Annotated in this window: 23 protein-coding genes and 1 riboswitch; of the genes, 15 read left to right on the top strand and 8 right to left on the bottom strand. The window is 65.0% G+C overall.

What is annotated here, in order from left to right:
- Positions 1–2: 2 nt before the first annotated feature.
- From KI611_RS20855 to KI611_RS20840, 4 genes are read right to left on the bottom strand one after another with little or no spacing between them, the layout of a single operon-like run.
- Positions 3–326 carry a rhodanese-like domain-containing protein gene (locus KI611_RS20855; RefSeq protein ID WP_226419959.1) on the bottom strand — a complete coding sequence of 108 codons (324 nt, stop codon included), beginning with the start codon at positions 324–326 and terminating at the stop codon, positions 3–5.
- On the bottom strand, positions 326–979 hold the full coding sequence (locus KI611_RS20850) for a protein-L-isoaspartate O-methyltransferase family protein (protein ID WP_226417565.1): 654 nt from the start codon (positions 977–979) through the stop codon (positions 326–328). Before KI611_RS20850 ends, KI611_RS20855 begins: the two co-directional genes overlap by 1 nt.
- Positions 980–1039: 60 nt before the next feature.
- Positions 1040–1672, bottom strand: a complete 633-nt coding sequence (locus KI611_RS20845; protein ID WP_226417564.1) for a TetR/AcrR family transcriptional regulator — start codon at positions 1670–1672, stop codon at positions 1040–1042.
- Between the two features lie 53 nt (positions 1673–1725).
- On the bottom strand, positions 1726–3120 hold the full coding sequence (locus KI611_RS20840; protein WP_226417563.1) for a surface-adhesin E family protein: 1395 nt from the start codon (positions 3118–3120) through the stop codon (positions 1726–1728).
- A gap of 122 nt (positions 3121–3242) precedes the next feature.
- A riboswitch (TPP riboswitch) is annotated at positions 3243–3339 on the top strand.
- A gap of 40 nt (positions 3340–3379) precedes the next feature.
- Here KI611_RS20840 and thiC point away from each other — a divergent pair.
- The 8 genes from thiC to KI611_RS20800 all read left to right on the top strand — a co-directional run bounded on the left by thiC (position 3380) and on the right by KI611_RS20800 (position 13612).
- Complete coding sequence (gene thiC, locus KI611_RS20835; protein ID WP_226417562.1) at positions 3380–5296, top strand: phosphomethylpyrimidine synthase ThiC; 1917 nt, start codon at positions 3380–3382, stop codon at positions 5294–5296.
- Positions 5297–5506: 210 nt separating this feature from the next.
- Positions 5507–6058, top strand: a complete 552-nt coding sequence (locus KI611_RS20830; RefSeq protein WP_226417561.1) for a Spy/CpxP family protein refolding chaperone — start codon at positions 5507–5509, stop codon at positions 6056–6058.
- 11 nt (positions 6059–6069) lie between these two features.
- The gene (locus KI611_RS20825) at positions 6070–7584 is read left to right on the top strand and encodes a M48 family metalloprotease (RefSeq protein WP_226417560.1); all 1515 of its coding nucleotides are present in this window, start codon (positions 6070–6072) and stop codon (positions 7582–7584) included.
- Between the two features lie 15 nt (positions 7585–7599).
- Positions 7600–8844 (top strand): alpha/beta hydrolase family protein, encoded by a 1245-nt coding sequence (locus KI611_RS20820; protein WP_226417559.1) that lies wholly within the window; start codon positions 7600–7602, stop codon positions 8842–8844.
- 97 nt (positions 8845–8941) lie between these two features.
- Positions 8942–10399, top strand: coding sequence for an efflux transporter outer membrane subunit (locus KI611_RS20815; RefSeq protein ID WP_226417558.1), 1458 nt, complete (start codon positions 8942–8944; stop codon positions 10397–10399).
- Positions 10396–11688 carry an efflux RND transporter periplasmic adaptor subunit gene (locus KI611_RS20810; RefSeq protein WP_226417557.1) on the top strand — a complete coding sequence of 431 codons (1293 nt, stop codon included), beginning with the start codon at positions 10396–10398 and terminating at the stop codon, positions 11686–11688. Before KI611_RS20815 ends, KI611_RS20810 begins: the two co-directional genes overlap by 4 nt.
- A complete protein-coding gene (locus KI611_RS20805) occupies positions 11685–12413 on the top strand; it encodes an ABC transporter ATP-binding protein (protein WP_226417556.1) in 729 nt (242 codons plus the stop codon). The genes KI611_RS20810 and KI611_RS20805 overlap by 4 nt, the downstream gene beginning before the upstream one ends.
- Positions 12404–13612: an ABC transporter permease gene (locus tag KI611_RS20800; protein ID WP_226417555.1), complete on the top strand. Its 1209-nt coding sequence runs from the start codon at positions 12404–12406 to the stop codon at positions 13610–13612. The genes KI611_RS20805 and KI611_RS20800 overlap by 10 nt, the downstream gene beginning before the upstream one ends.
- A 19-nt stretch (positions 13613–13631) precedes the next feature.
- Here KI611_RS20800 and KI611_RS20795 read toward each other — a convergent pair whose 3' ends face one another.
- The 4 genes from KI611_RS20795 to KI611_RS20780 form a co-directional block, all read right to left on the bottom strand.
- Entirely contained in the window at positions 13632–14483 is an 852-nt protein-coding gene (locus tag KI611_RS20795; protein WP_226417554.1) for a putative RNA methyltransferase, read from the bottom strand.
- 74 nt (positions 14484–14557) lie between these two features.
- On the bottom strand, positions 14558–15007 hold the full coding sequence (gene arsN2, locus KI611_RS20790) for an arsenic resistance N-acetyltransferase ArsN2 (protein WP_226417553.1): 450 nt from the start codon (positions 15005–15007) through the stop codon (positions 14558–14560).
- Positions 15004–15243, bottom strand: a complete 240-nt coding sequence (locus KI611_RS20785) for a thioredoxin family protein (protein WP_226417552.1) — start codon at positions 15241–15243, stop codon at positions 15004–15006. The genes arsN2 and KI611_RS20785 overlap by 4 nt, the downstream gene beginning before the upstream one ends.
- 15 nt (positions 15244–15258) lie before the next feature.
- On the bottom strand, positions 15259–16689 hold the full coding sequence (locus KI611_RS20780) for a permease (protein ID WP_226417551.1): 1431 nt from the start codon (positions 16687–16689) through the stop codon (positions 15259–15261).
- A gap of 167 nt (positions 16690–16856) precedes the next feature.
- Between KI611_RS20780 and KI611_RS20775 the strand changes: the two genes are divergently transcribed.
- The 7 genes from KI611_RS20775 to mtgA are packed head-to-tail and all read left to right on the top strand — an operon-like array spanning position 16857 to position 22832.
- The gene (locus KI611_RS20775; protein WP_226417550.1) at positions 16857–17096 is read left to right on the top strand and encodes a YkgJ family cysteine cluster protein; all 240 of its coding nucleotides are present in this window, start codon (positions 16857–16859) and stop codon (positions 17094–17096) included.
- A gap of 33 nt (positions 17097–17129) precedes the next feature.
- The gene (locus tag KI611_RS20770) at positions 17130–17954 is read left to right on the top strand and encodes an undecaprenyl-diphosphate phosphatase (RefSeq protein ID WP_226417549.1); all 825 of its coding nucleotides are present in this window, start codon (positions 17130–17132) and stop codon (positions 17952–17954) included.
- Complete coding sequence (locus KI611_RS20765) at positions 17939–18508, top strand: YqiA/YcfP family alpha/beta fold hydrolase (protein ID WP_226417548.1); 570 nt, start codon at positions 17939–17941, stop codon at positions 18506–18508. Before KI611_RS20770 ends, KI611_RS20765 begins: the two co-directional genes overlap by 16 nt.
- 7 nt (positions 18509–18515) lie before the next feature.
- Positions 18516–20417, top strand: a complete 1902-nt coding sequence (locus KI611_RS20760) for a ribonuclease catalytic domain-containing protein (RefSeq protein ID WP_226417547.1) — start codon at positions 18516–18518, stop codon at positions 20415–20417.
- Entirely contained in the window at positions 20414–21292 is an 879-nt protein-coding gene (locus KI611_RS20755; protein WP_226417546.1) for an energy transducer TonB, read from the top strand. Before KI611_RS20760 ends, KI611_RS20755 begins: the two co-directional genes overlap by 4 nt.
- Complete coding sequence (aroE, locus tag KI611_RS20750) at positions 21289–22140, top strand: shikimate dehydrogenase (protein ID WP_226417545.1); 852 nt, start codon at positions 21289–21291, stop codon at positions 22138–22140. Before KI611_RS20755 ends, aroE begins: the two co-directional genes overlap by 4 nt.
- Entirely contained in the window at positions 22137–22832 is a 696-nt protein-coding gene (mtgA, locus tag KI611_RS20745; RefSeq protein ID WP_226417544.1) for a monofunctional biosynthetic peptidoglycan transglycosylase, read from the top strand. The genes aroE and mtgA overlap by 4 nt, the downstream gene beginning before the upstream one ends.
- The last annotated feature ends 21 nt before the right edge of the window (positions 22833–22853 follow it).

The raw sequence follows: 22853 nt of genomic DNA, 5'->3' as shown, positions 1-22853 counted from the left end.
TCTCAGTAACGACACATGGTTGGGTCAACTTCCGTCGCCCAGGCCTCGACACCGCCCGCCAGATTATGGACGGCGCCAAAACCCCGGTTCTCGAGGAACATTGCAACCTGAAAACTGCGGGCGCCGTGATGGCAGATGACGACGATTTCCTGCTCGGGATCCAGCTCGGCGCAACGGACGGGCACGAGATGCATCGGGATGTGCCGGGCGCCTTCCAGATGGCAGATCTCGAATTCCCAGGGTTCGCGTACATCGAGCAGCACCGGGCTGGGCCGACTCTCGTCGGCCAGCCACGCGGCAACCTGTGAGGCGCGAACCTGATCAATCACAACGAGAAGCTTTCCTTGGCGGCGACGCCGTCGAGCGGCGGAATCACCGTTTCAAACAGATTGACGGTGTTGTATACGCCTTCGGCGGTGCAGGTGATCAATTGCGCTTCCATCACCGGAGCGTCGCCAACCACTACCGTCAGGCGGCCACCGACGCGCAACTGCTTGAGCAGTGCGTCGGGCAGGACCGGAACCGAGCCGGAGACGACGATGGCATCGTAGGGGCCGCCTTGCGCCCAGCCATTGACGCCGTTGCCGGTTTCGACGGTGACGTTGGTGACGCCGCTGCGCGCCAGATTCTGCTTGGCGAATTCAGCCAGTTCGGGACGCGCTTCGACGCTGACCACGTGCTCGGCGCGAGCGGCCAGCAGGGCGGCCATGTAGCCGCTGCCGGTGCCGATCTCGAGCACCTTGTCGGTTTTCTTGATGGCCAGTTCCTGCAACATCTTGGCTTCGATCTTCGGGGCCAGCATGACCTGGCCGCTGCCCAGCGGAATTTCCAGATCGGCGAAGGCCAGACTGCGATAGGCGGGCGGAGCGAAATCCTCGCGCTTGACGACGAAAAGCAGATCGAGAACCTGCTGATCCAGAACTTCCCAAGGCCGGATCTGCTGTTCAATCATGTTGAAGCGCGCTTGCTCGATATTCATGTGGGTCTCCGCAGGCTTAATATTAGCATGGGCTAATATATTGATTCTGACAAAATAAAATTATACCTGACTCGCACGCAAGCCTTGGCGCAGCAGGTCCATGTGAATTCGCAGGTAAAGCCCGGCGTCGGCCTCGCCACTCTGGCAGTTGGCCATCGAAAAGCGCCAGATGAGCAGCATCAGGATCGGGGCGATGATGACATCGATGGTGGTTTCGACATCCATTCGCCGGAATTCACCCGCAGCCATGCCGCGTTCGAGGGTGTTGCCAACCAGTGTGCGGGCGCGTCGAATAACGTTCTCGTAATAAAACTGCGCCACCTCGGGGAAGTTGCGGGCCTCGGCCACCATCAGTTTGGGAATGCCAGCGAAATCGGTCTGGCCGATGGCTGCCCACCAATTGTCGAGCAGCTTTTCCAGCAACAGGAAGGTCGATCCGGTATGGCGGGCGGCAATTGCCTCGTTTTCGGCCACGACGGGCACGATTCCGTCCTGGATGACCGCCTTGAACAAGGCTTCCTTGCCGTCGAAATAGAGATAGAGCGTGCCTTTGGAAACGCCGGCGCGGGCCGCGATGTCTTCGAGGCGCGTGGCAGCAAAGCCTTTTTCGACAAACAGCGACAAGGCGGCCGCGCTCAGTTCCGAGGGGCGGGCATCTTTGCGGCGTTTGCGGGGGGCGGGGCTGTAAGGCATGGGTAACTTAATGACCGATCGGTCATTAAGTTACCACCGCGATTTGTCGGCGGTCAACGACCTTCCTTGATCAGGCGGCCTGCCGCCGGCTGGATCGGTCGGGCATTGTTCCTGTACAGCCGGGAGAAGATGCTGATCTGCTCCTCCGATACCTGAACCGGCTGCTTCATGACCAGCCACAGCACGCCCTCGGTGCACGGCGGCGTCGTCAGCGAACCCATGTAGGTGTAATAGCTGCGGGCGCCGGGCAAGATCGTCGCCGGATCGATCAGTGCCGTCGGCGGCGAGACTTCGAGATGCCGCTCGAGCGGCAGGTTGTTCCACAGCGTCTGGATGAACGGATTTTCCGGGCCGCGTTCGAGTAGCACGGCAACGACAGCCAGCTGACCGTCATCGGCCTTGTGCACCAGATGGACGACCATCTCGAAACGCTGGCCATTGACCTTTTCTTCGGAGGGGCGATGGAAATGGAACTGCACCAGTTCGTAGGTCTTGCCGGTCAGGGAAATCGAATTGTCGCCGACGGCGACCTGAACAGTGTGGCCGTTATCGACGATGCGGAAAGTCGACGGCCGGTACTTGAAGACAATCGGCTCGACATCGACCTTGATCCCATCCCGGATGTCGATCGGCGACTGACGCTGGCCGATCGCGCAGGCGGTGTTTTTCGGGTCGAGTTTGGACCAGTTTTCCGGCCCCCCTGTCCCCTCGTAATCCCAGTGGATGCCGGCGTGTTGGCGGGCTGGCTCGGCTTCGGCCAGCTCCAGCATGTAGCCGCCGGATTTTGCCCCGCGCCGGGGCTTGGTGGCCGCCGCGCTTGGCACGGCAATGTGCGGGGCGGTCGCTTTTTCGGCCGCCGGCATCTGTGCTTTCGCGGACTCCGCGGTTGCCTTCAAGTTGGGTTTGATCGACGGTACGGCCGGCTGCTCGGTATCGTTGGCCTTCATCGGGCGCGATTTTTCCGTCTTGGACATTTCCTTCTTGAGCAGTGCCTCGTTGGCCTCCTTCAACTGGCCGGCTGCCTCGTTGGCCTTCTGTGCCAGTTCCGCCTGACCTTCCTTGGGCGGCCGGCAGACTTCGCGCAGGACCTTGTCGTCGAGCGTGCCGCTCCGCACCGGCACTTGGCCGCCCTTCAGTTCTTCTTCGCGGACCGTTTCGTTTTCGTTTTTCTTGTAGATCCGCTTGATCGTGTTGGCATTGCGCGATCCGCAGTCATAGCGGGTGATCGCCTCGATGATCCGATAGCCGCCACCGGAGCGGATGTCGATCAGTTCCTTCTCGAGAACGATCCGCCCCTGGGCCTGGACGATGTTGCCTTCGCGCTTGATGCTGGTGCGGTCGAGTTCGATACGCTTGCCCGGCTCGGACGATATGGTCTGCCAGGTTGGTGCCGCCGCAACGCTCAATGGCAGGGTGGCCAGGAGAGCGGCAATTCTCAATAAGCGCATGTGATGCCCCATTTATTTTCTTTAAATTCCATGTCTTGGAATCTATATTTCGACTCATTTCGAGAAATCTTGAGCGCCGAATCGCATTTCTTGCATTTTGCCTGTGTTTCCAGTAACTTGCAGCCTCTCGTTAGGGGTGCCGGATGAACGATCCGACTGAGAAATACCCTTCGAACCTGACCGGGTCATGCCGTCGTAGGGAAACGAACTTTGTTGCTCCTTGCCCGTCTTACCCGCTGCATCCACGCAAGGAAGAACAATGAACGCCACCGCACCGTTTCTCGCCGCCACTGCCCACGTCGACGAGGCCGCAGTCCAGCCGCTGCCCAATTCCCGCAAGGTTTATATCGAAGGTTCGCGTCCGGACATCCGGGTGCCGATGCGCGAGATTTCCCAGGACGACACGTCAACCGAATTCGGCGGCGAAAAGAACCCGCCGATTTACGTCTACGACTGTTCCGGCCCCTATTCCGACCCGACGGTCAGAATCGATATCCGTTCCGGCCTGCCGGCCTTGCGTGCGCAATGGATTGCCGAGCGCGGCGATACCGAAGCGCTGGCTGACCTGAGTTCCGAATTCGGGCGCAAACGGGCGGCCGATCCGGTGCTCGACGAACTGCGCTTCCCCGGTCTGCAGCGCAAACCGCTGCGTGCCAAGGCGGGCGCCAACGTCTCGCAGATGCACTACGCCCGGAAGGGCATCATCACACCGGAGATGGAATACGTCGCCATCCGCGAAAACAACAACCGCCGGGCCTACATCGAGGGCCTGAAGGCCTCCGGCCCGATGGGTAACAAGCTGGCCGACATCCTCGGTCGCCAGCACAAGGGCCAGAATTTCGGCGCCAGCATTCCGGAAGAGATCACTCCAGAGTTCGTCCGCAGCGAAATCGCCCGCGGCCGCGCCATCATCCCGAACAACATCAACCACCCGGAAAGCGAGCCGATGATCATCGGCCGCAACTTCCTGACCAAGATCAACGCCAATATCGGCAACTCGGCGCTCGGCTCCAGCATCCAGGAAGAAGTCGAGAAGATGACCTGGTCGATCCGCTGGGGCGGCGACACGGTGATGGACCTGTCCACCGGCAAGAACATCCACGAAACCCGCGAGTGGATCATCCGCAACTCGCCGGTGCCGATCGGTACCGTGCCGATCTACCAGGCGCTGGAAAAGGTCAACGGCAAGGCCGAAGACCTGACCTGGGAAATCTTCCGCGACACGCTGATCGAACAGGCCGAACAGGGCGTCGACTACTTCACCATCCACGCCGGCGTGCTGCTGCGTTACGTGCCGATGACCGCCAATCGTCTGACCGGCATCGTCAGCCGCGGCGGCTCGATCATGGCCAAGTGGTGTCTGGCGCACCACAAGGAAAGCTTCCTCTATACGCACTTCGAGGATATCTGCGAAATCATGAAGGCCTACGACGTCGCCTTCAGCCTCGGCGACGGCCTGCGTCCCGGCTCGATCTACGATGCCAACGACGAAGCCCAGCTCGGTGAACTGAAGACGCTGGGTGAGTTGACACAGATCGCCTGGAAGCACGACGTCCAGGTGATGATCGAAGGCCCCGGCCATGTGCCGATGCACATGATCAAGGAGAACATGGACCTGCAACTGGAGTACTGCCAGGAAGCCCCGTTCTACACCCTTGGACCCTTGACCACCGACATCGCGCCGGGCTACGACCACATCACCAGCGGTATTGGCGCGGCGATGATCGGCTGGTACGGCACCGCCATGCTCTGCTATGTGACGCCCAAGGAACACCTTGGCTTGCCCGACAAAGACGACGTCAAGGTCGGCATCATCACCTACAAGCTCGCCGCCCACGCCGCCGACCTGGCCAAGGGCCACCCCGGTGCACAGATCCGCGACAACGCGCTGTCCAAGGCGCGCTTCGAATTCCGCTGGGACGACCAGTTCAACCTCGGCCTCGATCCGGACAAGGCGCGCGAATTCCACGACGAAACCCTGCCCAAGGAATCGGCCAAGGTCGCCCACTTCTGTTCGATGTGCGGCCCGCACTTCTGCTCGATGAAGATCACCCAGGAAGTGCGCGAGTTCGCGGCGCAGCAAGGGCTGGATGAAGCGGCGGCGCTGGCAAAGGGGATGGAAGTGAAGTCGGTGGAATTCGTCAAGGCCGGGGCCGAGGTCTATCGCAAGGTCTGAGCTTCGCCAAACGGCTGGTAGCAAAGGAAAGGCGGCTGATCCAGTCGCCTTTCTGCTTTTTGGCGAACGCTGCGACGCTGTTACCCGATTTACGTTCATTTACGTTCATTTACCGCGCGCTAACCGCGCGGGACCGCTTATTGGCGGAGTATTTGTCCTGTCGCAGGCCGGCTCTTGCCAGTCTGTCAATTGACCCGAAAGGAAAAGGACATGACCAATATTTCCCCACGCAATATCAAGCGTTTTCTTGCCGCAGCCAGTCTGGTGCTGGCGGTTCCTCTGGCGCTCGCCGCCAATCCGGGCGGCCCGCGCGGCGATTGCGGCGCGATGGACGGCCGCGGTCATTTCAGCGGCGAGATGGGGCGCGCCGGCAAGATGGGGCCGCATTATCTGCGCGCGCTGAATCTGACCGAGGCGCAGCGCGACAAGGTGTTCGAGATCATGCATGCCCAGGCGCCGCTGCTGCGCGACATGGCCAAGGCCCATCAAAAGGCCGAGGAGGAGCTGCGCAAGCTGGCGGCCGCGCCGGATTACAGCGAAGCCAAGGCCCGGGCGCTGGGCGATGCGCTGGGCAAGTCGGTGGCCGACATGGCACAGGCCCGCGTCAAGGCGGATCGGCAGATCTTCGAAGTCCTGACACCGGAACAACGCAAGCAACTGGCCGAGATCAAGTCGGGCGCCAACGGTCCGCGCAACCGGGGTGAAGAACCGCGCGGCATGGGCGGCGACGGTCGCACGCCCCCAGCACCGCCGGCCCGGTAAGCGGAACAGCGATGATGCGCGGCGTGACCCATCGCCGGAACAGGGCTGCTGCGGCAGCCCTGATTTTTGCCCTGTTCGCCCGGTCGTCCGCAGTCGTCGCCGATGACGAGCTGCCCGATCTCGGCGATGCCGCCCAGGCTATGGTGACGCCGCAGGACGAGCGGCGCCTCGGCGAGCAGTCGATGGCGCAGATTCGCGCCAGCGGCGGCTATCTCGACGATCCGGAGGTCAATGCCTATCTGGATGCCATCGGTCAGCGGCTGGTGGCCGGGCTGACGGCCAGTCATCCGGACTTCACCTTTTTTGCCGTGCCGTCCTCGGAAATCAACGCTTTCGCCATGCCGGGCGGCTTCGTCGGCGTCAATGCCGGGCTGATTCAGGCGGCGCGCAGCGAAAGCGAGCTGGCTTCGGTGCTGGCTCACGAAATCACCCACGTTACCCAGCATCACATCGCCCGCCAGATGGCGGCCAGCGCCAACACGCAGATGGTCACGATGGCGGCGCTGCTGGCGGCGCTGGTTGCCGCCCACAGCGGCAACGGTCAGGTCGCCTCGGCGGCGATGAGCACGACGATGGCCACCCAGGTGCAGAGCCAGATCAACTACACGCGCGAGCATGAACGCGAGGCCGACCGCATCGGCTTTGCCCTGCTCGAGCGGACCGGCTTCGACAGCCGCGCCATGGCCGGTTTCTTCGAGCGCCTGCAACAGGCGGTGCGCGGCCAGGAAGGTGCGACGCCCTCCTATCTGCGCAGTCACCCGATGACCCACGAGCGCGTGGCCGATGCGCAGGACCGCGAGGCCCGCGTCCCTTACCGGCAGATCGCCGACAGCCCGGATTTCCATTTCGTCCGCGCCCTGCTGCACAGTTACGACGGTCGGCCGGAAGATGCGGTGAACGATTTCACCAGCCGCCTGGCCGAGAAGCGCTTTCAGGATCGGGCGGCGACCCGCTACGGGCTGGCCGCCGCGCTGTTGCGGGCCAAGGATTTGCCGCGCGCCCTGAAGGAAATCGACGGGCTGGAGCGCGACGGCGTGCAGCATCCGATGATCGAGGCCCTGGCCGGCCAGATCCTGCAGCAGGCCGGCCAATATCAGGCGGCGCAGCGGCGTTACGAAAAGGCGCTGGCCCGTTATCCGCAGCACCTGCAACTGGTCCATGACTACCCGCGAATCCTGCTGCACGAACGCCGTTATGGCGAACTGGTCCGTTTTGCCGAACAGGCGCTGGTCAGCCGCGCCGGCGATGCCAGCCTGCATCAGGTCGCCGCCGAGGCCTATGCGGCACTGGGCAACGGCATGCAGTCGCATCGCCATCAAGGCGAATATTACGCCGCGCTGGGTGACAGCGCCGGGGCAGTCGAACAACTTGAACTCGCCTTGCGCGCCGATAGCGGCCAGGGGGCGGATACCCGCGAACTGCTGGTCATCGAAAGCCGCCTGAAAGCCTTGCGCGGCAAACGCGCCCAGAGTGCCGGCCAAGGCGCGCCGGGCGCCGCCGGATTGACCGCCGCGACTTTCCAATAAATGAAAACCAGATAAATGCTCAATACCTCGGCTTTTTCGCCCTTTCTCGCCGGCGCCGACCGCCCGCCGCTGTGGTTCGCCGTCTTCGCCCTGGCGCTGCTGGTCAGCGGCTGCACCAGCCAGCGCCGACCGGCCACGGCGGACGATCCGGAGATGCGCCGCTACGCCGAGCGGGCCTACCAGCCGGAGCGTCGCTACGTCGCCGAAACCTACAGCGAAAGCTGGCTGAGCAGCGACCCAGCAGCGCCCGGCGAAATCCCCGTCACCCTCACCTTGCCGCGCGAAGCCGGCCGTTATCCGCTGATCGTCTATCTGCCCGGTCTTGGCGAATCGGTCGAGGCTGGCCGCAGCTGGCGAACCGCCTGGGTGGCGGCTGGTTACGCCGTGCTCAGCCTGCAGCCGAACCGCTTCGGGGCGGCCGCCCTGCAGGGGCGCTATGCGAAGAACGCCGATTTCACCGCGCTGGCCCGTGAAAACTATGCGACGGCGGCGCTCAACGAACGGCTGCGCGCCGTGGACAGCGTACTGCTTGAACTCGACAAGCGGCTGGCGCGCGGCACGCCGCCCTTTGACCGGATCGACCCAGCGGCCACCGTGCTGGCCGGCTACGACCTGGGCGCGCAGACAGTGCAGGCGCTGGCCGGCGAGTCCAGCAGCGGCGTGAACCTGCCGGTGCTGAAAAATCCGCCGCGTGCCGCCATCCTGCTCAGCCCCTACGCCAACGCGGCCGGTGGCGGCTTCGCCAAGCGCTTTGGCGCGATCCGGATACCGGTCTTCGCGGCGACGGCGACCGAGGACAGCGACAGTTTTGCCGTCGTCACTTCGCTGGCCGCTCGCCTGGCGCCCTTCACCTACATGCCGGAGGGCGACAAGTATTTGCTGTTGCTCTCCGGCGGTTCGCATCGCGTGTTGTCGGGTGGTCCGCCGCAAGTGCAGGAAGCGCCCGAGGCGGGACGCGGCGAATCGGCCGGGCCAGGCGGCGGTGGCCTGGGGAGCGGTGGCGGTCCAGGTGGTGGAGGCGGCGGCATGCCTTCGGGCGGCGGTCGCGGAGGGCCGGGCGGCGGCATACGTGGCGTTGCCGCGCTGGGCGGCATGTCGGCCTTTCCGGTGGCGAACAGCGCACGGCAGGTCATCGCCATCCAGCGCCTGAGCGTGGCCTTTCTCGATGCCCAGGTTAAAAAAGACCCGATTGCCGAGGAGTGGCTGGCTCGTGATGCCGAGCGCTGGCTGGAGCCGGTCGGTGAATTGCGGCGGAAGTGAAATAGCCGCGCTCTTTACCGGAATTAACATCTACCCCCGTTATCATTTGCTGCACTGCGGCGATGACCCATGTCGCCATGCGCCCACGCGAGTTTTCATGACCCCACTTCTTCCCCGCACCTGCCTGTCGGCCGTGTTGCTTGGTGCGCTGCTTTCCGGCTGCACTGCCTGGCCGCTGGCGGTCGGTCCCGACTACCGTCTGCCCGGCCTGTCCTTGCCGGCTAGCTGGTCGGCGCCGCCGGTCGCGCCACTGGTTGCGCCGGCCGAGAGCCTGGCCCGCTGGTGGCAACAACTGAATGATCCGCTGCTCGACCGGCTGGTCGGCGAAGCGCTGGCCGGCAGTCTCGACCTGCGGCTGGCCCAGGCCCGCTTGCGCCAGGCTCGGGCCAGTCGGGCCCAGGCGGTCAGCGGTTTCTTCCCGGCATTGACCGCATCGACCGGGGCCAGCCGCAGCAAGGCCGCACAGGTGATCGGTGCCCAGCCGGAACGGACCATCTACGATGCCGGCTTCGATGCCAGCTGGGAAATCGATGTCTTCGGCGGCACCCGGCGCGCCGTCGAGGCGGCGACGGCCGATCAGGCGGCGAGCGCGGCCAGTCTGGAGAACGCCCGCGTGTCGCTGGTCGCCGAAGTGGCGCAGAACTATGTCGAGCTGCGCAGCTATCAACGCCGGCTGGGCATTGCCCGCGACAACCTGAGCAGCCAGTCGGAAACCTTGCAGATTACCGAGTGGCGCAACCAGGCCGGGCTGGCCAGCAGCAGCGATGTCGAGCAGGCGCGGACCAACCGCGCACAGACGCGAGCTGGCATCCCGGATCTCGAAGTCGGGCTGAGCGCCGCCGAAAACCGGCTGGCCGTGCTGCTCGGTCGCCAGCCGGGCGCCCTGCATGCCGAACTGGCCAATCCCCAGCCCCTGCCGACGGTCAAGCCGAGCATCGGGGCGGGCATCCCGGCCGACGTGCTGCGCCAGCGGCCAGACCTGATCGTCGCCGAGCGCACGCTGGCCGCCGAAACGGCCCGCGTTGGGCAGAAACAGGCGGCGCGTTATCCCAGCCTGGCGCTCGGCGGCTCCTTCGGCTGGCAGGCCTACAGCTTCGCCGCGCTGGGCGGCAGCGACACGCTGCTCCGGGCGGTCAGCGGCACGCTGGCGGCGACCTTGTTCGACGGCGGCAAGTTGCGCAGCGCGGTCGATATCCAGAGCGCGGTGCAGGAACAGGCGCTGATCTCCTACGAAGCCAGCGTGTTGACCGCGCTGGAAGAAGTCGAAAACGCGCTGACCGCCTACGCCGCTTCTCGCGAGCGGGTCGATGCCCGGCGGGCGGCGGCCGAGGCGGCGCGCAATGCGGCGACGCTGACCCGCGATCTCTACCAGTCCGGTCTGGCCGACTTCCAGAAAGTGCTGGAAACCGAACGCACCCGGCTGACCGCCGAAGACAACCTGGCGACGGCCGAAGCGACCGTGCTGACCAGCCTGATCAAGCTCTACAAGGTGCTCGGCGGCGGCTGGGAACAGCCCGCCACCGCGCAGCAATCCCCGGAAGACAAAATCTCATGACGCAGACCACTCCCGACAACTCGACCGAGGCCCTGCTCGGTCTGCTCAATGCCGCGCCGAAAAGCGGATCGGGCGGCCCCCGGCGGCGCTGGTGGCTGCTCGGCGGCGGCGCCGTGCTGGTGCTTGGCGCGCTGCTGCTGTTTGGTCGAGGCGGCAACGGCGTGACCGGGCAGTATGTGACGGAAGAAATCGGCCTCGGCAATCTGCTGGTCACCGCCTCGGCCAGCGGTACGCTGCAGCCGACCAAGTCGGTCGATGTCGGCAGCGAGTTGTCCGGCACGCTGGCCAGCGTGCTGGTACAGGAAAACGCGGTGGTCAAGAAAGGCCAGTTGCTGGCCCAGCTCGATACCGCCAAGCTGACCGACGCGGTGGCCAAGTCGCGGGCCGCAGTGGCGTCGGCCGAAGCCGCCGTGGCGCAGACCCAGGCGACGGTCGCCGAAACCAGGGCAGCGCTGGCCCGCATGCGCCACGTGGCGGAACTCTCCGGCGGCAAGGTGCCGGCCAAGACCGAACTGGAAACGGCCGAGGCGAGCCTGTTGCGGGCCGTTGCCAACGAAGCGAGCGCCCGGGCCGATGTGGTGCAGGCGCGGGCTTCGCTGAAAACCGACGAAACCAATCTGGCCAAGGCGACCATCCGCTCGCCGGTCGATGGCGTCGTCCTGACCCGCAAGGTCGAGCCGGGCCAGACCGTGGCGGCGGCGATGACGACGCCGGTGCTGTTCGTGCTGGCCGAAGATCTGGCGAAGATGGAGTTGCAGGTCAAGGTCGACGAGGCCGATGTCGGCAATGTCAAGAATGGCCAGACCGCTACCTTCACCGTCTCGGCCTGGCCGGGCCGCAAGTTCCCGGCCGTCATCCAGCGCGTCGGTCTCGGCTCGACGACGACCGACAACGTCGTGACCTACAAGACCATCCTCCAGGTGAATAACGACGATCTGGCGCTCCGCCCGGGCATGACGGCGACCGCCAGCATCGTCACGGCCAGCCGCGACAACGCGCTGCTGGTGCCGAACGCGGCGCTGCGCTTCACGCCGCCGACGCTCGGCGCGGCGCCGCCGAGTCGCGGCCTGGTCAGCAAGCTGTTGCCGGGGCCGCCGCCGCAGGCGCCGAAGACCCGGCCGAGCGCCGGCCAGCCGGTGGCGACGCAAGTCTGGGTGCTCGGCGAGAACGGCCCGCAGCCGGTGGCAGTCAAGGCCGGAGTCAGCAATGGCCGCCATACCGAAGTGCTGGGCGGCGAGCTGAAGGCCGGCATGGCGGTGATCACCGATTATCAGGCGGAGAAAAAGTGAGTTCGCCGGAAGCGCCGCTGATCGTGCTGCGCGGCATCACCAAGACCTACGGCCAGGGGCCGGCGGCTTTTCAGGCGCTGCAGGGGGTCGATCTCGAAATCGCCGCCGGCGAATTCGTCGCGGTGATGGGGCCGAGCGGTTCCGGCAAGTCGACGGCGATGAACCTGCTCGGTTGCCTCGATACGCCGAGCGAGGGCGAATACCTGTTTCGCGGCATCCATGTCGAACGCCTCGACCGCAACCAGCGAGCCCTGCTGCGCCGCACCTGCCTCGGTTTCGTCTTTCAGGGCTTCAACCTGCTGGCCCGTACCTCGGCTCAGGAGAACGTCGAGCTGCCGCTGCTCTATCGCGGCGAGCCGGCCGAGCAGCGCCATGCCAGCGCCCGGGCCGCGCTGGCCAAGGTTGGCCTCGATGGCTGGGAAGACCACACGCCGGCCGAGTTGTCGGGCGGCCAGCAGCAACGCGTCGCCATCGCCCGGGCCATCGTCACCAGCCCGCTGGTGCTGCTCGCCGACGAGCCGACCGGCAACCTTGACAGCAAGCGCAGCCACGAAATCATGGAGCTGCTGGCGGCGCTCAACCGCGAGCAGGGCATCACGGTGATCATGGTCACCCACGAGCCGGACATGGCCGCCTACGCCCGGCGCATCGTCCATTTCGTCGATGGCCAGGTGGCGCAGGATAAGCTCAACGGCCACGCCAAGGAGTCCGCGCCATGCTGTTGAACGCCCTGCTGCTGGCGCTGCGCGAGATTCGCCGCAACCTGATGCGCTCTTTCCTGACCGTGCTCGGCATCGTCATCGGCGTCGCCGCGGTGATCACCATGGTGACGCTCGGCAACGGTGCGACCAAGATGGTCGCCGACCAGATTTCCAGCCTCGGCAGCAACCTGCTGATGGTCATGCCCGGCCAGCGCCTCGGGCCGGGCCGCGACAGCGCCGGGGCGCCGAAATTCAAGAGCGGCGACATCGAAGCCATCCAGCAGCAGGTCAACGGCCTGAAGGCCGTGGCGCCGGTGGTCGGCAGCTCGGTGACGCTGGTTGCCGGCACCCAGAACTGGTCGTCGACGGTGAGCGGTACGAGCAACGATTATTTCATCGCCGGCAACTGGAAACTGGCCAACGGTCGTTCGTTCACCGATGACGAGGAGCGGGCCGGCAAGGCGGTGTGCATCGTCGGCAATACCGTCAAGAAGGAACTGTTCGGCGGCCAGAACCCGGTCGGCAACAGTATCCGCGTCAAGAGCTTCGACTGCGAGGTGATCGGCCTGCTCGCCGCCAAGGGGCAGGGCGGCATGGGCCAGGACCAGGACGATACGGTGCTGATGCCGCTGCGCACCGCCCAGCGCCGGCTGACCGGCACGCTCGATATTGGCAACGTGATGGTCTCGCTCAAGGACAGCACCAACTCGACCGTCGCCATCGCCCAGATCCGCAGCCTGCTGCGCGAACGGCGCAAGCTGGCCGACAACGCCGACGACAACTTCAACGTGATGGACACCAAGCAGATCGCCGAAACGCTGTCCGGCACCATCGGCACGATGACCGCGCTGCTCGGTGCGGTGGCGGCGGTCAGCCTGCTGGTCGGCGGCATCGGCATCATGAACATCATGCTCGTCTCGGTCACCGAACGGACGCGCGAGATCGGCATCCGGCTGGCCATCGGCGCACTGGAGCACGAGGTGCTCTGGCAGTTCCTGATCGAAGCCGTCGTGCTCTCGGCCTTCGGCGGCCTGGTTGGCATCGCCCTGGCCTTCGTCGCCTGCCTCGGCCTGGCGAGCCTGATGCACATGCCGTTCCTGTTCAACCCGGTGATCAACCTGACCGCTTTCGGCTTCTCAGCGGCGATCGGCGTGATCTTCGGCTACGTGCCGGCGCGCAATGCGGCGCAGCTCGATCCGATCGAGGCGCTGCGCCATGAGTAGTCGTCGCTCGGGGCGACGCTCAGCGCGTGGCGTCCCGGGCGAACCGCGTCAGGCGGACATCGACGGTCAGCGCAATCGTCGTCAGCGCGGCGGCCTTGGCCCGGCCTTCGGCGCTGGCGCGGTAGAGATGCGGGGTCATCGCCAGCAGATCGGCAATCTGTTCGGCACCGCTGATCGTCAGCGGATAGCGGACGGTTTCCGTGGACAGGCTGCGAAAGCCGGCCGGGGGCGGCACCTCGGCCGTCCGTTCCGGCTTCAGCGTCGGGTAGATGATTTCGCGCAGTTCCCGCAGATGATCCGGCCCGGCATCGACCTGCAGTAGCAGGCCGTCGGCCTTCAACACCCGGGCAAACTCGGCATAGACCGGAAAGCCGAACATGCACAGCAGGCGGTCGACGGTGCCCGGCAGCACCGGCAGGTTGGCGTTGCTGCCGACCACCCAGTTGGCGCGCTGATCCTGCTTGGCGGCTGACAGCACGGCCCATTTCGAGATATCCAGCCCGAGCAGGGCCAAGGTCTGCCCCGGGCTGCCCGCCGCGGCCAGCTGGCGCAGATAGTAGCCCTCGCCGCAACCAGCATCGAGGCAGCTGACCGTGGCCCGGGCGGGCAGATCGGCGAGCGCCGCCCGGCTGACCGCCGCGGCAATCGGCTGGTAGAAGCCGGCATTGAGAAAGCGCCGGCGGGCCGCCACCATCTCCTTGCTGTCGCCGGGGTCGCGCGAGCGTTTTTTCTGGACCGGCAGCAAGTTGGCATAACCCTGGCTGGCAATGTCGAAACTGTGACCGCTCGCGCAAGACCAGGTCGAACCGTTGCGGTGCAGGGGGGCGCCGTCCAGGGGGCAGGCCAGCGCCTGGAATGGGGTGATCTTCATAAATGCTGCGTCCTGACGGCCTGACATCGATATATCGGCAAATTATGCGGCACAACGGCCCGGCCAGTCGCCGTTTACTTCGCGGCAGCCAGGGTTTTGCCCAAAAATGCCGAAGAGGCCGGGCAAAGAGCGGAAAACTGACTGGTCGCCTGAATCGCCGGCGGCGCTTCGCTACGCAAGGCGGGGGCGTAGCCCTTGCCGGCAAAGTAGGCGCCGGCCGTTGTCGTCAGCAGGAACAGCGATGCCACGCCGTGCGCGCCGGCAAACGACTCGGCGAAAGCGAGCAGCCGGGCGGCCAGGCCGCGGCCGCGCCAGGTCGGCGCGACGGCCAGCGAGCGCAGCAGGCCGACCGGCGGATAGCGTTCAAGGCCGACGACGGCGACCACGGCGCCTTCTTCTCGGATGGCGAAGAATTCGGCCGGCGAAGCCGGGCCGATGTCATCGACCGGCAGGCCGCAGGCGACCAGCAGCGCAATCAGCTCGTCGTCCGGCGGCTGTGCGGCGATGTCCGGCGCCGCATTCACGCCGCGGCTTTCAGCCAGGCCAGCAACTCGTCCTTGCCCGGCATCCGGCCCGCCACCTTGACCTCTTCATTGATGACCAGGGCCGGCGTCGTCATGATCGGATAGGCCATGATCTGGTCCATTTCCTTGACGTGCTCGAAGGTCGCCGCCAGCCCCAGTTCGGCCACCGCGTCACGGGTCAGTTGTTCCAGGCGGTTGCACTTGGCGCAGCCACTACCGAGAATCTTGATCAGCATGATGAACTCCTTCGTTTAAGCGTTTTGGCGTCGTTCCGTCAGGTGCAGGGTGCCGACAATCAGCGCTACGAAGCCGACGACGGCGATCCCGAGCAGCACCCATGATGCACCATCAACCCAGGCGCCGTAAGTCAGGCCGGCCAGGGTCGAGAATAGCGCGACCAGCCCGACATAGGTCCAGGCGCGCAGCTTGCCGATGATCGCCGCGGTGATCAGGATGCTCTGCAACGACAGCTCGGGGTCGGCCATCAGGTAGGCGATCAACGGCCCGGGGTGCATGCCGAGCGACAGGAACATCTTGGCGATCGGGACTTCGACCAGGGTCGGGAAATACATGAAGACGCCGAAGACGACGCCTGCCAGATTGGCGAGAACGGTATTGCTTCCGGCCACCGTGCGTATCCACTCCGGCTGGATGAAGACGCGGATGACGCCGACCAGAAAGACGCCGACGATGAGCAGCGGAAATATCTGCTTCACGAAGCGCCAGGTTTCCCACAGCCACTGCTGCACGTCCCAGGCGTCGAAGCGCCGGGCCAGGGGCAGCAGGGCGCAGCACAGCAGCGCCACGGCGAGGCTGCGGCCGGTGACGGTAAGGACCACCCCCTGCTCGCCGGCGCGCATGCCGAGGGCGGCGAAAATCAGGGTCAGGGCGGTCAGCGCCAGGGCGACCGGCGTCAGTCGATTGAAGCCGTTGTCGACGGTGCCGAGGCCCCGCCATGCACAGGCGCCGATGCCGCCGAGCAGCAGAATCAGCATGGCGCCCTGCAGACTCAGCCCCTCGGCGCCGGTCGCCGCGTTGATCGGCACCCATTGGTCGAGCACCCCCTGCACCGCCCGGGCGCCGGACCACGGCAATTCGACAGCGAGCAAACCGGTCGCCAGGAAATCGAGCTTCAAGGTGCCGGCCAGCAGTAGGGCGATCAAGGCGGCGAGAAAGAGCAGCGTCCTGGCCGGAATCGCTTCGCCCCCGGCGAAGGTCCGGGCATCGGCCAGCCGTGCCGTTTCGCCGGCGCGGAACAGGGTGGCCATGATCAGGCCGATGCCGATGCCGAACGATAGCGCCAGCACGATGCGGGCAATGGCAAAGTCGGCGCCGAGCGCGACGCCGGTGTAGGACAGGGCGAGGATGTTGCCGGCCGGCGCGAAGAACAGGAAGGTGACGGCCGGCCCCAGCCCGGCACCTTTCTTGTAGATGCCGGCAAACAGCGGCTGGATGGTGCACGAACAGACCGCCAGCAGGCTGCCGGCGCCGGCAGCGGCCGGGTAGGACACCCATTTCGGGGCGTCCGGTCCGAGAAAGCGGATGATCGACTGCTGCGGCACCAGCGCCGACAGGGCGCCGGCGATGAAAAAGGCGGGCACCAGGCAGAGCAGCACGTGGGCCGCCAGGTAGGAGGCCAGGCTGGCCAGTCCGCCCTGCGTTGCGCCGATCATCCATGCCATGTCCGCTCCCTTTTTGCCTGTCGCCTGATGGATAATGCTAGCGCGTTTCGGCGCCGCCCTGCGCTGCCGCGATGATCTGATCGCCCGCCGCCTGCCCGGCGCCCCAAGCCGGACCCCGCCTTGTTCCGGCGCGGCCTTTTATTTTCGAGCATGGATCGGTCCCTATCGTGCACTGTCGTCCCAACTGCGCCGCCTGTTGCATCGCGCCGTCGATCTCTTCGCTGAACAAGCCGGCCGGCGTGCCGTGCCATCATCTTGACGACGCCTTGCGGTGCACCATCTTTGGCCGGCCGGAGCGCCCGGCCTGCTGCGGCGGCCTGCAGCCGTCGGCGGAAATGTGCGGCGAGTCGCGCGGGCAGGCGCTCAAATGGCTGGCCGATCTCGAAGTCCTGACACATCCGGGATAGTAGAATGCGGCCTCCCAACCCAGGCTGCATCTCATGGACCCAATTCTTCTCCTCAAGGCCCTGATCCTCGGCATCGTCGAAGGGCTGACCGAATTCCTGCCGATTTCCTCGACCGGGCATCTGATCCTGGCCGGCGATCTGCTCGATTTCAACGACGAACGCGGCAAGTTGTTCGAAATTGTCATCCAGTCCGGCGCCATCCTGGCCGTTGTCTGGGAATACCGCCAACGGCTCCTCGTCGTGGCGCGCGGCGCCTTCAGCGACAAGGCGGCGCAGAAGTTCATCCTCAACCTGTTCGTCGCCTTCCTGCCGCTCGCCGTGCTCGGCCTGGCTTTCGGCAAGGCGATCAAGGCGCATCTGTTCAACCCGTACGCGGTGGCGACGACTTTCATCCTCGGGGCCTTTGTCATCCTCTGGGCGGAAAAACGCGAGCATCAGATCCGGGTCCAGACGGTCGAGGAAATGAGCCTCGTCGACTCGCTGAAGATGGGTCTGGCCCAGGCTTTTGCGCTGATTCCGGGGACTTCCCGCTCGGGGGCGACGATCATCGGCGGCCTGCTGTTCGGTCTGTCGCGCCAGGCGGCCACCGAGTTTTCCTTCTTTTTGGCCATCCCGACGCTGAGCGTGGCCACCGTTTATCAGTTGTACAAGGAGCGCGCCCTGCTCAATGCCGACGACCTCGGCATGTGGGCGGTCGGTTTCATTTCCGCCTTCGTTTCTGCCTTCCTGTGCGTGCGCTGGCTGCTGCGCTTCATCTCGAGCCACGATTTCACGCCTTTTGCCTGGTATCGCATCATTTTCGGCATCGTCGTCTTGCTGACCGCCCAGTTTGGCTGGGTGCAATGGGCCGCGACTTGATCCTCTACCTGCACGGCTTCTGCTCCTCGCCGGCGTCGTGGAAGGCGCGCCGGCTCGGCGAATTCATGGCCGAGCGTGGGCTGGCCGCGCATTTCGTCTGTCCGCAGCTATCGCCGGTGCCGGATGAGGCGATGGCCGCCGTCTCGGCGCTGATCGAAGCCGCCAGCGGGCCGGTGACGCTGGTCGGTTCGTCGCTCGGCGGCCATTACGCCAATCATCTGGCCGAGAAATACGACCTGAAAGCGGTGTTGATCAATCCGGCAGTGGTCGACGTGCTGGATCTGGGCAGCTTCATCGGCGAGCAGCACAACTTCCATAGCGGCGAACGCTTCATTTTCAGCGAGCAGCACGCGGCGCAACTGCGGGCGCAGGTTAGCCGGCCCCGTCCGGAGCGCTACTGGCTGCTGCTCGAAGAAGGCGACGAAGTGCTGGATTACCGTCAGGCGCAGGCTTTCTACGCCGGCTGCCGGCAAACGGTGCTGGCCGGCGGCGATCACAGCTTCACGAAGTTTCCGGACTTCATGCCGCAAATCCTTGAATTCGCTGGGTTATAATCCGTCGATGAATGTATTGTTTGAAGAAGATGGCGGCTTCAAGGCCGGCAGCATAATGGCCGACAACGACAGCTCGTTGCAGGTCGAAATGCCGACCGGCAAGCGCAGCAAGATCAAGTCCGCAACGGTATTGTTGCGTTTTGAGAAGCCCTCGGCGGCTGCCTTGCTCGAACAGGCCGCGCCGCTGGCCGAAGAGATCGAACCCGATTTCCTGTGGGAGTGCGTCACCGATGGCGAATTTTCGTTTCTTGATTTTGCCCGTGATTACTACGGACACGAACCCGCCCCGGTCGAAGCGACGGCGGTGCTGCTTGCCGTGCACGCCGCGCCCGTCTATTTCCACCGCAAAGGCAAGGGCCGCTTCCGCAAGGCGCCTCCCGACATTCTCGCAGCTGCTCTGGCCAGTCTTGAAAAAAAGCGTCAGCAAGCGCTCACGATGGAAGGCTGGATTGGCGAGCTGAAGGAATTCCGCCTGCCGCCGGAGATCGGCGCGCTGAGCGATGCCCTGCTTTACGCGCCGGACCGCAACAAGCCGGAAACCAAGGCCTTCGAGACGGCCTGCAGCGACGCCGGTCTTTCGGCGGCGCAGATGTTGTTCAAATGCGGCGCCATCAAGTCGGCCTATTTTCTCCACTATCGCCGCTTCCTGCATGAGCAGTTCCCCAAGGGCACCGGTTTTCCGGCGCTCGAGGCGCCGAAGTTGCCGACCGACCTGCCACGCGCCGACGTGCGTGCCTTCTCGATCGACGATGCGCAGACCACCGAGATCGACGACGCGCTGTCGGTCGTCAAGCTGCCCGGCATCGGCTCGCGCATCGGCATCCACATCGCGGCGCCCGGCCTGGCCATCGAACACGGTTCGCCGCTCGACGGCGTCGCCCGTGCCCGGTTGTCAACGGTGTACATGCCCGGCAACAAGATCACCATGCTGCCCGACGCCGTGGTCCAGAACTACACGCTGGCCGGCGGCGTCGATTGCCCAGCGGTGTCGCTCTATCTGACCGTCAACGAGTCGCTGGAAGTGCTCAGCCACGAGTCGCGGCTGGAAATGGTGCATATCGCCGCCAACCTGCGTCATCACGAAATCGAACCGTGGTTCAACGCCGAAAGCATCGGCGGCCCGTTGCCCGACCAGCCGTTCAAGGACGAGCTGGTGCACCTGTGGCACTTCGCCAATGCCTGCGAAGGCCGGCGTGGCAAGCCGTCGGCGATGCAGGGCAACAACGATTACAACTTCGCCATCGAGGGCGATCTGGCCGATCCGGATGCCTGCGTCGTGGAAATTTCCGAACGCAAGCGCGGCAGTCCGCTCGACAAACTGGTCGCCGAACTGATGATCGTCGCCAACTCGACCTGGGGCGGCCTGCTCGCCGAGAAGAACGTCGCCTGCCTGTACCGCGCCCAGACCCAGGGCAAGGTGCGGATGACCACCTCGCCGCTGCCGCACGAAGGCCTCGGCGTGCCGCAATACGCCTGGATGACCTCGCCGCTGCGCCGTTACTGCGACATGGTCAATCAATGGCAACTGATCGCCTGCCTGAAGGGCGAAACCCCGGCCTTCGCCCAGAAATCGGCCGAACTGTTCGGGGCCATGCGCGATTTCGAAATTACCTACGCCGCCTACGCCGATTTTCAGCGCCAGATGGAGCGCTACTGGTGCCTGCGCTGGCTGCAACAGCATGGCATCACGGAGGTCGACGCGACGGTGCGCCGCGAGCAGCTGGTCAAGATCGACCATTTGCCGCTGCTGCTGCGTGTGCCCTCCTTGCCCGGCGAATTGCCGCCCGGCCAGCGGGTGCATCTGGCGGTGGAAAGCCTCGATCTGCTTGCCCCGGAGATCAGCTGTCGTTTCCTCAGCCTGCTGGGTGAAAATACTCCGGCGGAGGTCGTTGAGGAGGACGAGCAGTGAGTGCGGCGGCCTTGCCCTGGCAACCGGCGTTGCCGAATGGCCGGCGCTTGTGGATCGCCGTCGGCTTGTCGCTGGTGGTCCACGCGCTGCTGATGCTGCTGAATTTTCAGTTTCCCGACGCGGCCAACGCCATGCGGGAGAAGGCGCTCGACATCATCCTGGTCAATGCCAAGTCGGCGCGCAAGCCGACCGATGCCCAGGCGCTGGCCCAGGCCAATCTCGACGGCGGTGGCAATACCGACGAAAACCGCCGGGCCAAGACGCCCTTGCCATCGACTGCGCAGCAGACCAGCGGCAACGATATCCACCAGATGCAGCGCCGGGTGCAGGAACTGGAAGCGGCACAACAGAAAATGCTGACCCAGGCGAAGAGCCTGCACAGCGTCGCCGCCAGCCGGCCGGCCAGCGAGCAGCCGTCGCCTGCGCCGACCGCTTCCGGTCTCGACCTGCTCGAATCGGCGCGGGCCATGGCGCGCCTCGAAGGCGAAATCAGCAAATCGACCGACGAGTACAGCAAGCGGCCGCGCAAACGCTTCATCGGGGCGCGCACCGAAGAGTATCGCTTTGCCCAGTACATCGAAGACTGGCGGCAGAAGATCGAGCGCATCGGCACGCTGAATTATCCGGAAGCGGCGCGCGGCAAGCTTTACGGCTCGCTGGTCCTGACGGTTTCGATCAGTGCCGACGGCAGCATCTCGCGGATCGACATCAACCGTTCCTCCGGCTACAAGGTGCTCGATGATTCGGCCCGTCGCATCGTCCAGATGGCTTCACCCTACTCGCCTTTCCCGCCGGAGATCCGGCGCGATACCGATGTTCTCGAAATAACGCGCACCTGGAATTTCACCCAGGGCGACCAGTTGTCCGCCCGATGACCGACCGCTATTGCGTGTTCGGCAACCCGATTGCCCACTCCCGATCGCCGGCGATTCACGCGGCGTTTGCTGCGGCCAGCGGGCAGGATATTGCCTACGCGGCGTGCCTGGCGGCGATCGATGGTTTTTCGCAAGCCGTTGCCGACTTTCGCGCGGCCGGCGGCAAAGGCGCCAATGTCACCGTGCCGTTCAAGGAAGAGGCCTTTCGCCTGAGCACCCGGTTGAGCGAGCGGGCGGCCCGGGCCGGGGCGGTCAATACGCTGGCCTTCAATGGCGCCGAGATTTTTGGTGACAACACCGATGGCGCCGGCCTGGTCCGCGACATCGCCGCTAACCTGAACTGTGCGCTGGCCGGCCAACGCATCCTGCTGCTCGGCGCCGGGGGCGCGGCGCGCGGCGCGCTGGCGCCGCTGCTCGCCGGCCAGCCGGCCGAGCTGTTCATCGCCAATCGCAGTGCCGACAAGGCCGTGGCGCTGGCGGCGGCATTTGCCGACATTGCGCTGCCGCAAGGCGGCCTTAGCGCGCAGGTGATCGGCGGCGGCAGTTTTGCGCAATTGGCCGGCAAAAGCTTCGACCTGGTGATCAACGCCACTTCGGCAAGCCTGTCCGGTCAGGTTCTGCCCCTGCCGCCGGGGCTTTTTGCGGCCGGTTCGCTGGCTTACGACATGATGTACGGCAAGAGCGAAACGCCATTCATGGCCCAGGCCCGCGCACAGGGGGCGGCGCGCTGTGCGGATGGTCTGGGCATGCTGGTCGAACAGGCGGCCGAGGCATTTTTCGTCTGGCGCGGCGTCTTGCCGAAAACCACTGCCGTTCTCGCCGACTTGCGCCGCCAACTCGCCGCATGAAGGCGCTGGGGCGCGGCATCAAATGGATCCTGCTCGGCCTGATCGGGCTGTTTCTGGTCTGGCAGCTCTGGCTGCTCGGCTGGGTCTTGCTGTGGGGTTGGGTCAATCCCGGCACGACGCGCTTCATGGAAATCCGCCTTGGCGAATTGCGCGAAAAGAAACCGGATGCCGAGCTGAAAAAAATCTGGGTGCCCTATGAGCGGATTTCGATTCATCTGAAACGCGCCGTCATCGCGTCGGAAGACGCCAAGTTCGTCGATCACGAAGGCTTCGACTGGGAAGGCATCCAGAAGGCGATGGAGAAAAACCAGAAAAGGAAACGCTTTGCCGCCGGCGGCTCGACGATCAGCCAGCAACTGGCAAAAAACCTCTTCCTGACGCCGACCAAATCCTACTTGCGCAAGGCGGAGGAGGCGATCATCACGGTGATGCTGGAAAACCTGTGGAGCAAGCAGCGAATTCTCGAGGTTTACCTGAATGTGATCGAGTGGGGTAATGGCGTTTTCGGCGCCGAGGCGGCGGCCCGTCATTACTACAATATCAGCGCCGCCCAGGTGGGGCCGGAGCAGGCGGCGCGCTTGGCCGGCATGGTGCCGAATCCGCGCTATTACGACCGCAATCGCAGCGCTCCCGGCCTGGGCCGCAAGACGGCGATCATTCTCGGCCGCATGCCGAGTGCCGAAGTACCCTGATATTGTCAAAACCCTGAGATT

Origin of the sequence: Dechloromonas denitrificans, from assembly GCF_020510685.1 — a bacterium.
Taxonomy (GTDB): domain Bacteria; phylum Pseudomonadota; class Gammaproteobacteria; order Burkholderiales; family Rhodocyclaceae; genus Azonexus; species Azonexus denitrificans_A.
The sequence above is the reverse complement of the archived record's forward strand: the minus strand, read 5'-3'. Positions and strand labels throughout refer to the sequence as shown.

What these genes read in the sequence shown, in the direction of transcription:
- KI611_RS20850 (WP_226417565.1), bottom strand. Translation starts at nt 979, where the DNA reads ATGAATATCGAGCAAGCGCGCTTCAACATGATTGAACAGCAGATCCGG.
- KI611_RS20845 (WP_226417564.1), bottom strand. Translation starts at nt 1,672, where the DNA reads ATGCCTTACAGCCCCGCCCCCCGCAAACGCCGCAAAGATGCCCGCCCC.
- KI611_RS20840 (WP_226417563.1), bottom strand. Translation starts at nt 3,120, where the DNA reads ATGCGCTTATTGAGAATTGCCGCTCTCCTGGCCACCCTGCCATTGAGC.
- thiC (WP_226417562.1), top strand. Translation starts at nt 3,380, where the DNA reads ATGAACGCCACCGCACCGTTTCTCGCCGCCACTGCCCACGTCGACGAG.
- KI611_RS20830 (WP_226417561.1), top strand. Translation starts at nt 5,507, where the DNA reads ATGACCAATATTTCCCCACGCAATATCAAGCGTTTTCTTGCCGCAGCC.
- KI611_RS20825 (WP_226417560.1), top strand. Translation starts at nt 6,070, where the DNA reads ATGATGCGCGGCGTGACCCATCGCCGGAACAGGGCTGCTGCGGCAGCC.
- KI611_RS20820 (WP_226417559.1), top strand. Translation starts at nt 7,600, where the DNA reads ATGCTCAATACCTCGGCTTTTTCGCCCTTTCTCGCCGGCGCCGACCGC.
- KI611_RS20815 (WP_226417558.1), top strand. Translation starts at nt 8,942, where the DNA reads ATGACCCCACTTCTTCCCCGCACCTGCCTGTCGGCCGTGTTGCTTGGT.
- KI611_RS20810 (WP_226417557.1), top strand. Translation starts at nt 10,396, where the DNA reads ATGACGCAGACCACTCCCGACAACTCGACCGAGGCCCTGCTCGGTCTG.
- KI611_RS20800 (WP_226417555.1), top strand. Translation starts at nt 12,404, where the DNA reads ATGCTGTTGAACGCCCTGCTGCTGGCGCTGCGCGAGATTCGCCGCAAC.
- KI611_RS20795 (WP_226417554.1), bottom strand. Translation starts at nt 14,483, where the DNA reads ATGAAGATCACCCCATTCCAGGCGCTGGCCTGCCCCCTGGACGGCGCC.
- KI611_RS20785 (WP_226417552.1), bottom strand. Translation starts at nt 15,243, where the DNA reads ATGCTGATCAAGATTCTCGGTAGTGGCTGCGCCAAGTGCAACCGCCTG.
- KI611_RS20780 (WP_226417551.1), bottom strand. Translation starts at nt 16,689, where the DNA reads ATGGCATGGATGATCGGCGCAACGCAGGGCGGACTGGCCAGCCTGGCC.
- KI611_RS20770 (WP_226417549.1), top strand. Translation starts at nt 17,130, where the DNA reads ATGGACCCAATTCTTCTCCTCAAGGCCCTGATCCTCGGCATCGTCGAA.
- KI611_RS20765 (WP_226417548.1), top strand. Translation starts at nt 17,939, where the DNA reads ATGGGCCGCGACTTGATCCTCTACCTGCACGGCTTCTGCTCCTCGCCG.
- KI611_RS20760 (WP_226417547.1), top strand. Translation starts at nt 18,516, where the DNA reads ATGAATGTATTGTTTGAAGAAGATGGCGGCTTCAAGGCCGGCAGCATA.
- aroE (WP_226417545.1), top strand. Translation starts at nt 21,289, where the DNA reads ATGACCGACCGCTATTGCGTGTTCGGCAACCCGATTGCCCACTCCCGA.
- mtgA (WP_226417544.1), top strand. Translation starts at nt 22,137, where the DNA reads ATGAAGGCGCTGGGGCGCGGCATCAAATGGATCCTGCTCGGCCTGATC.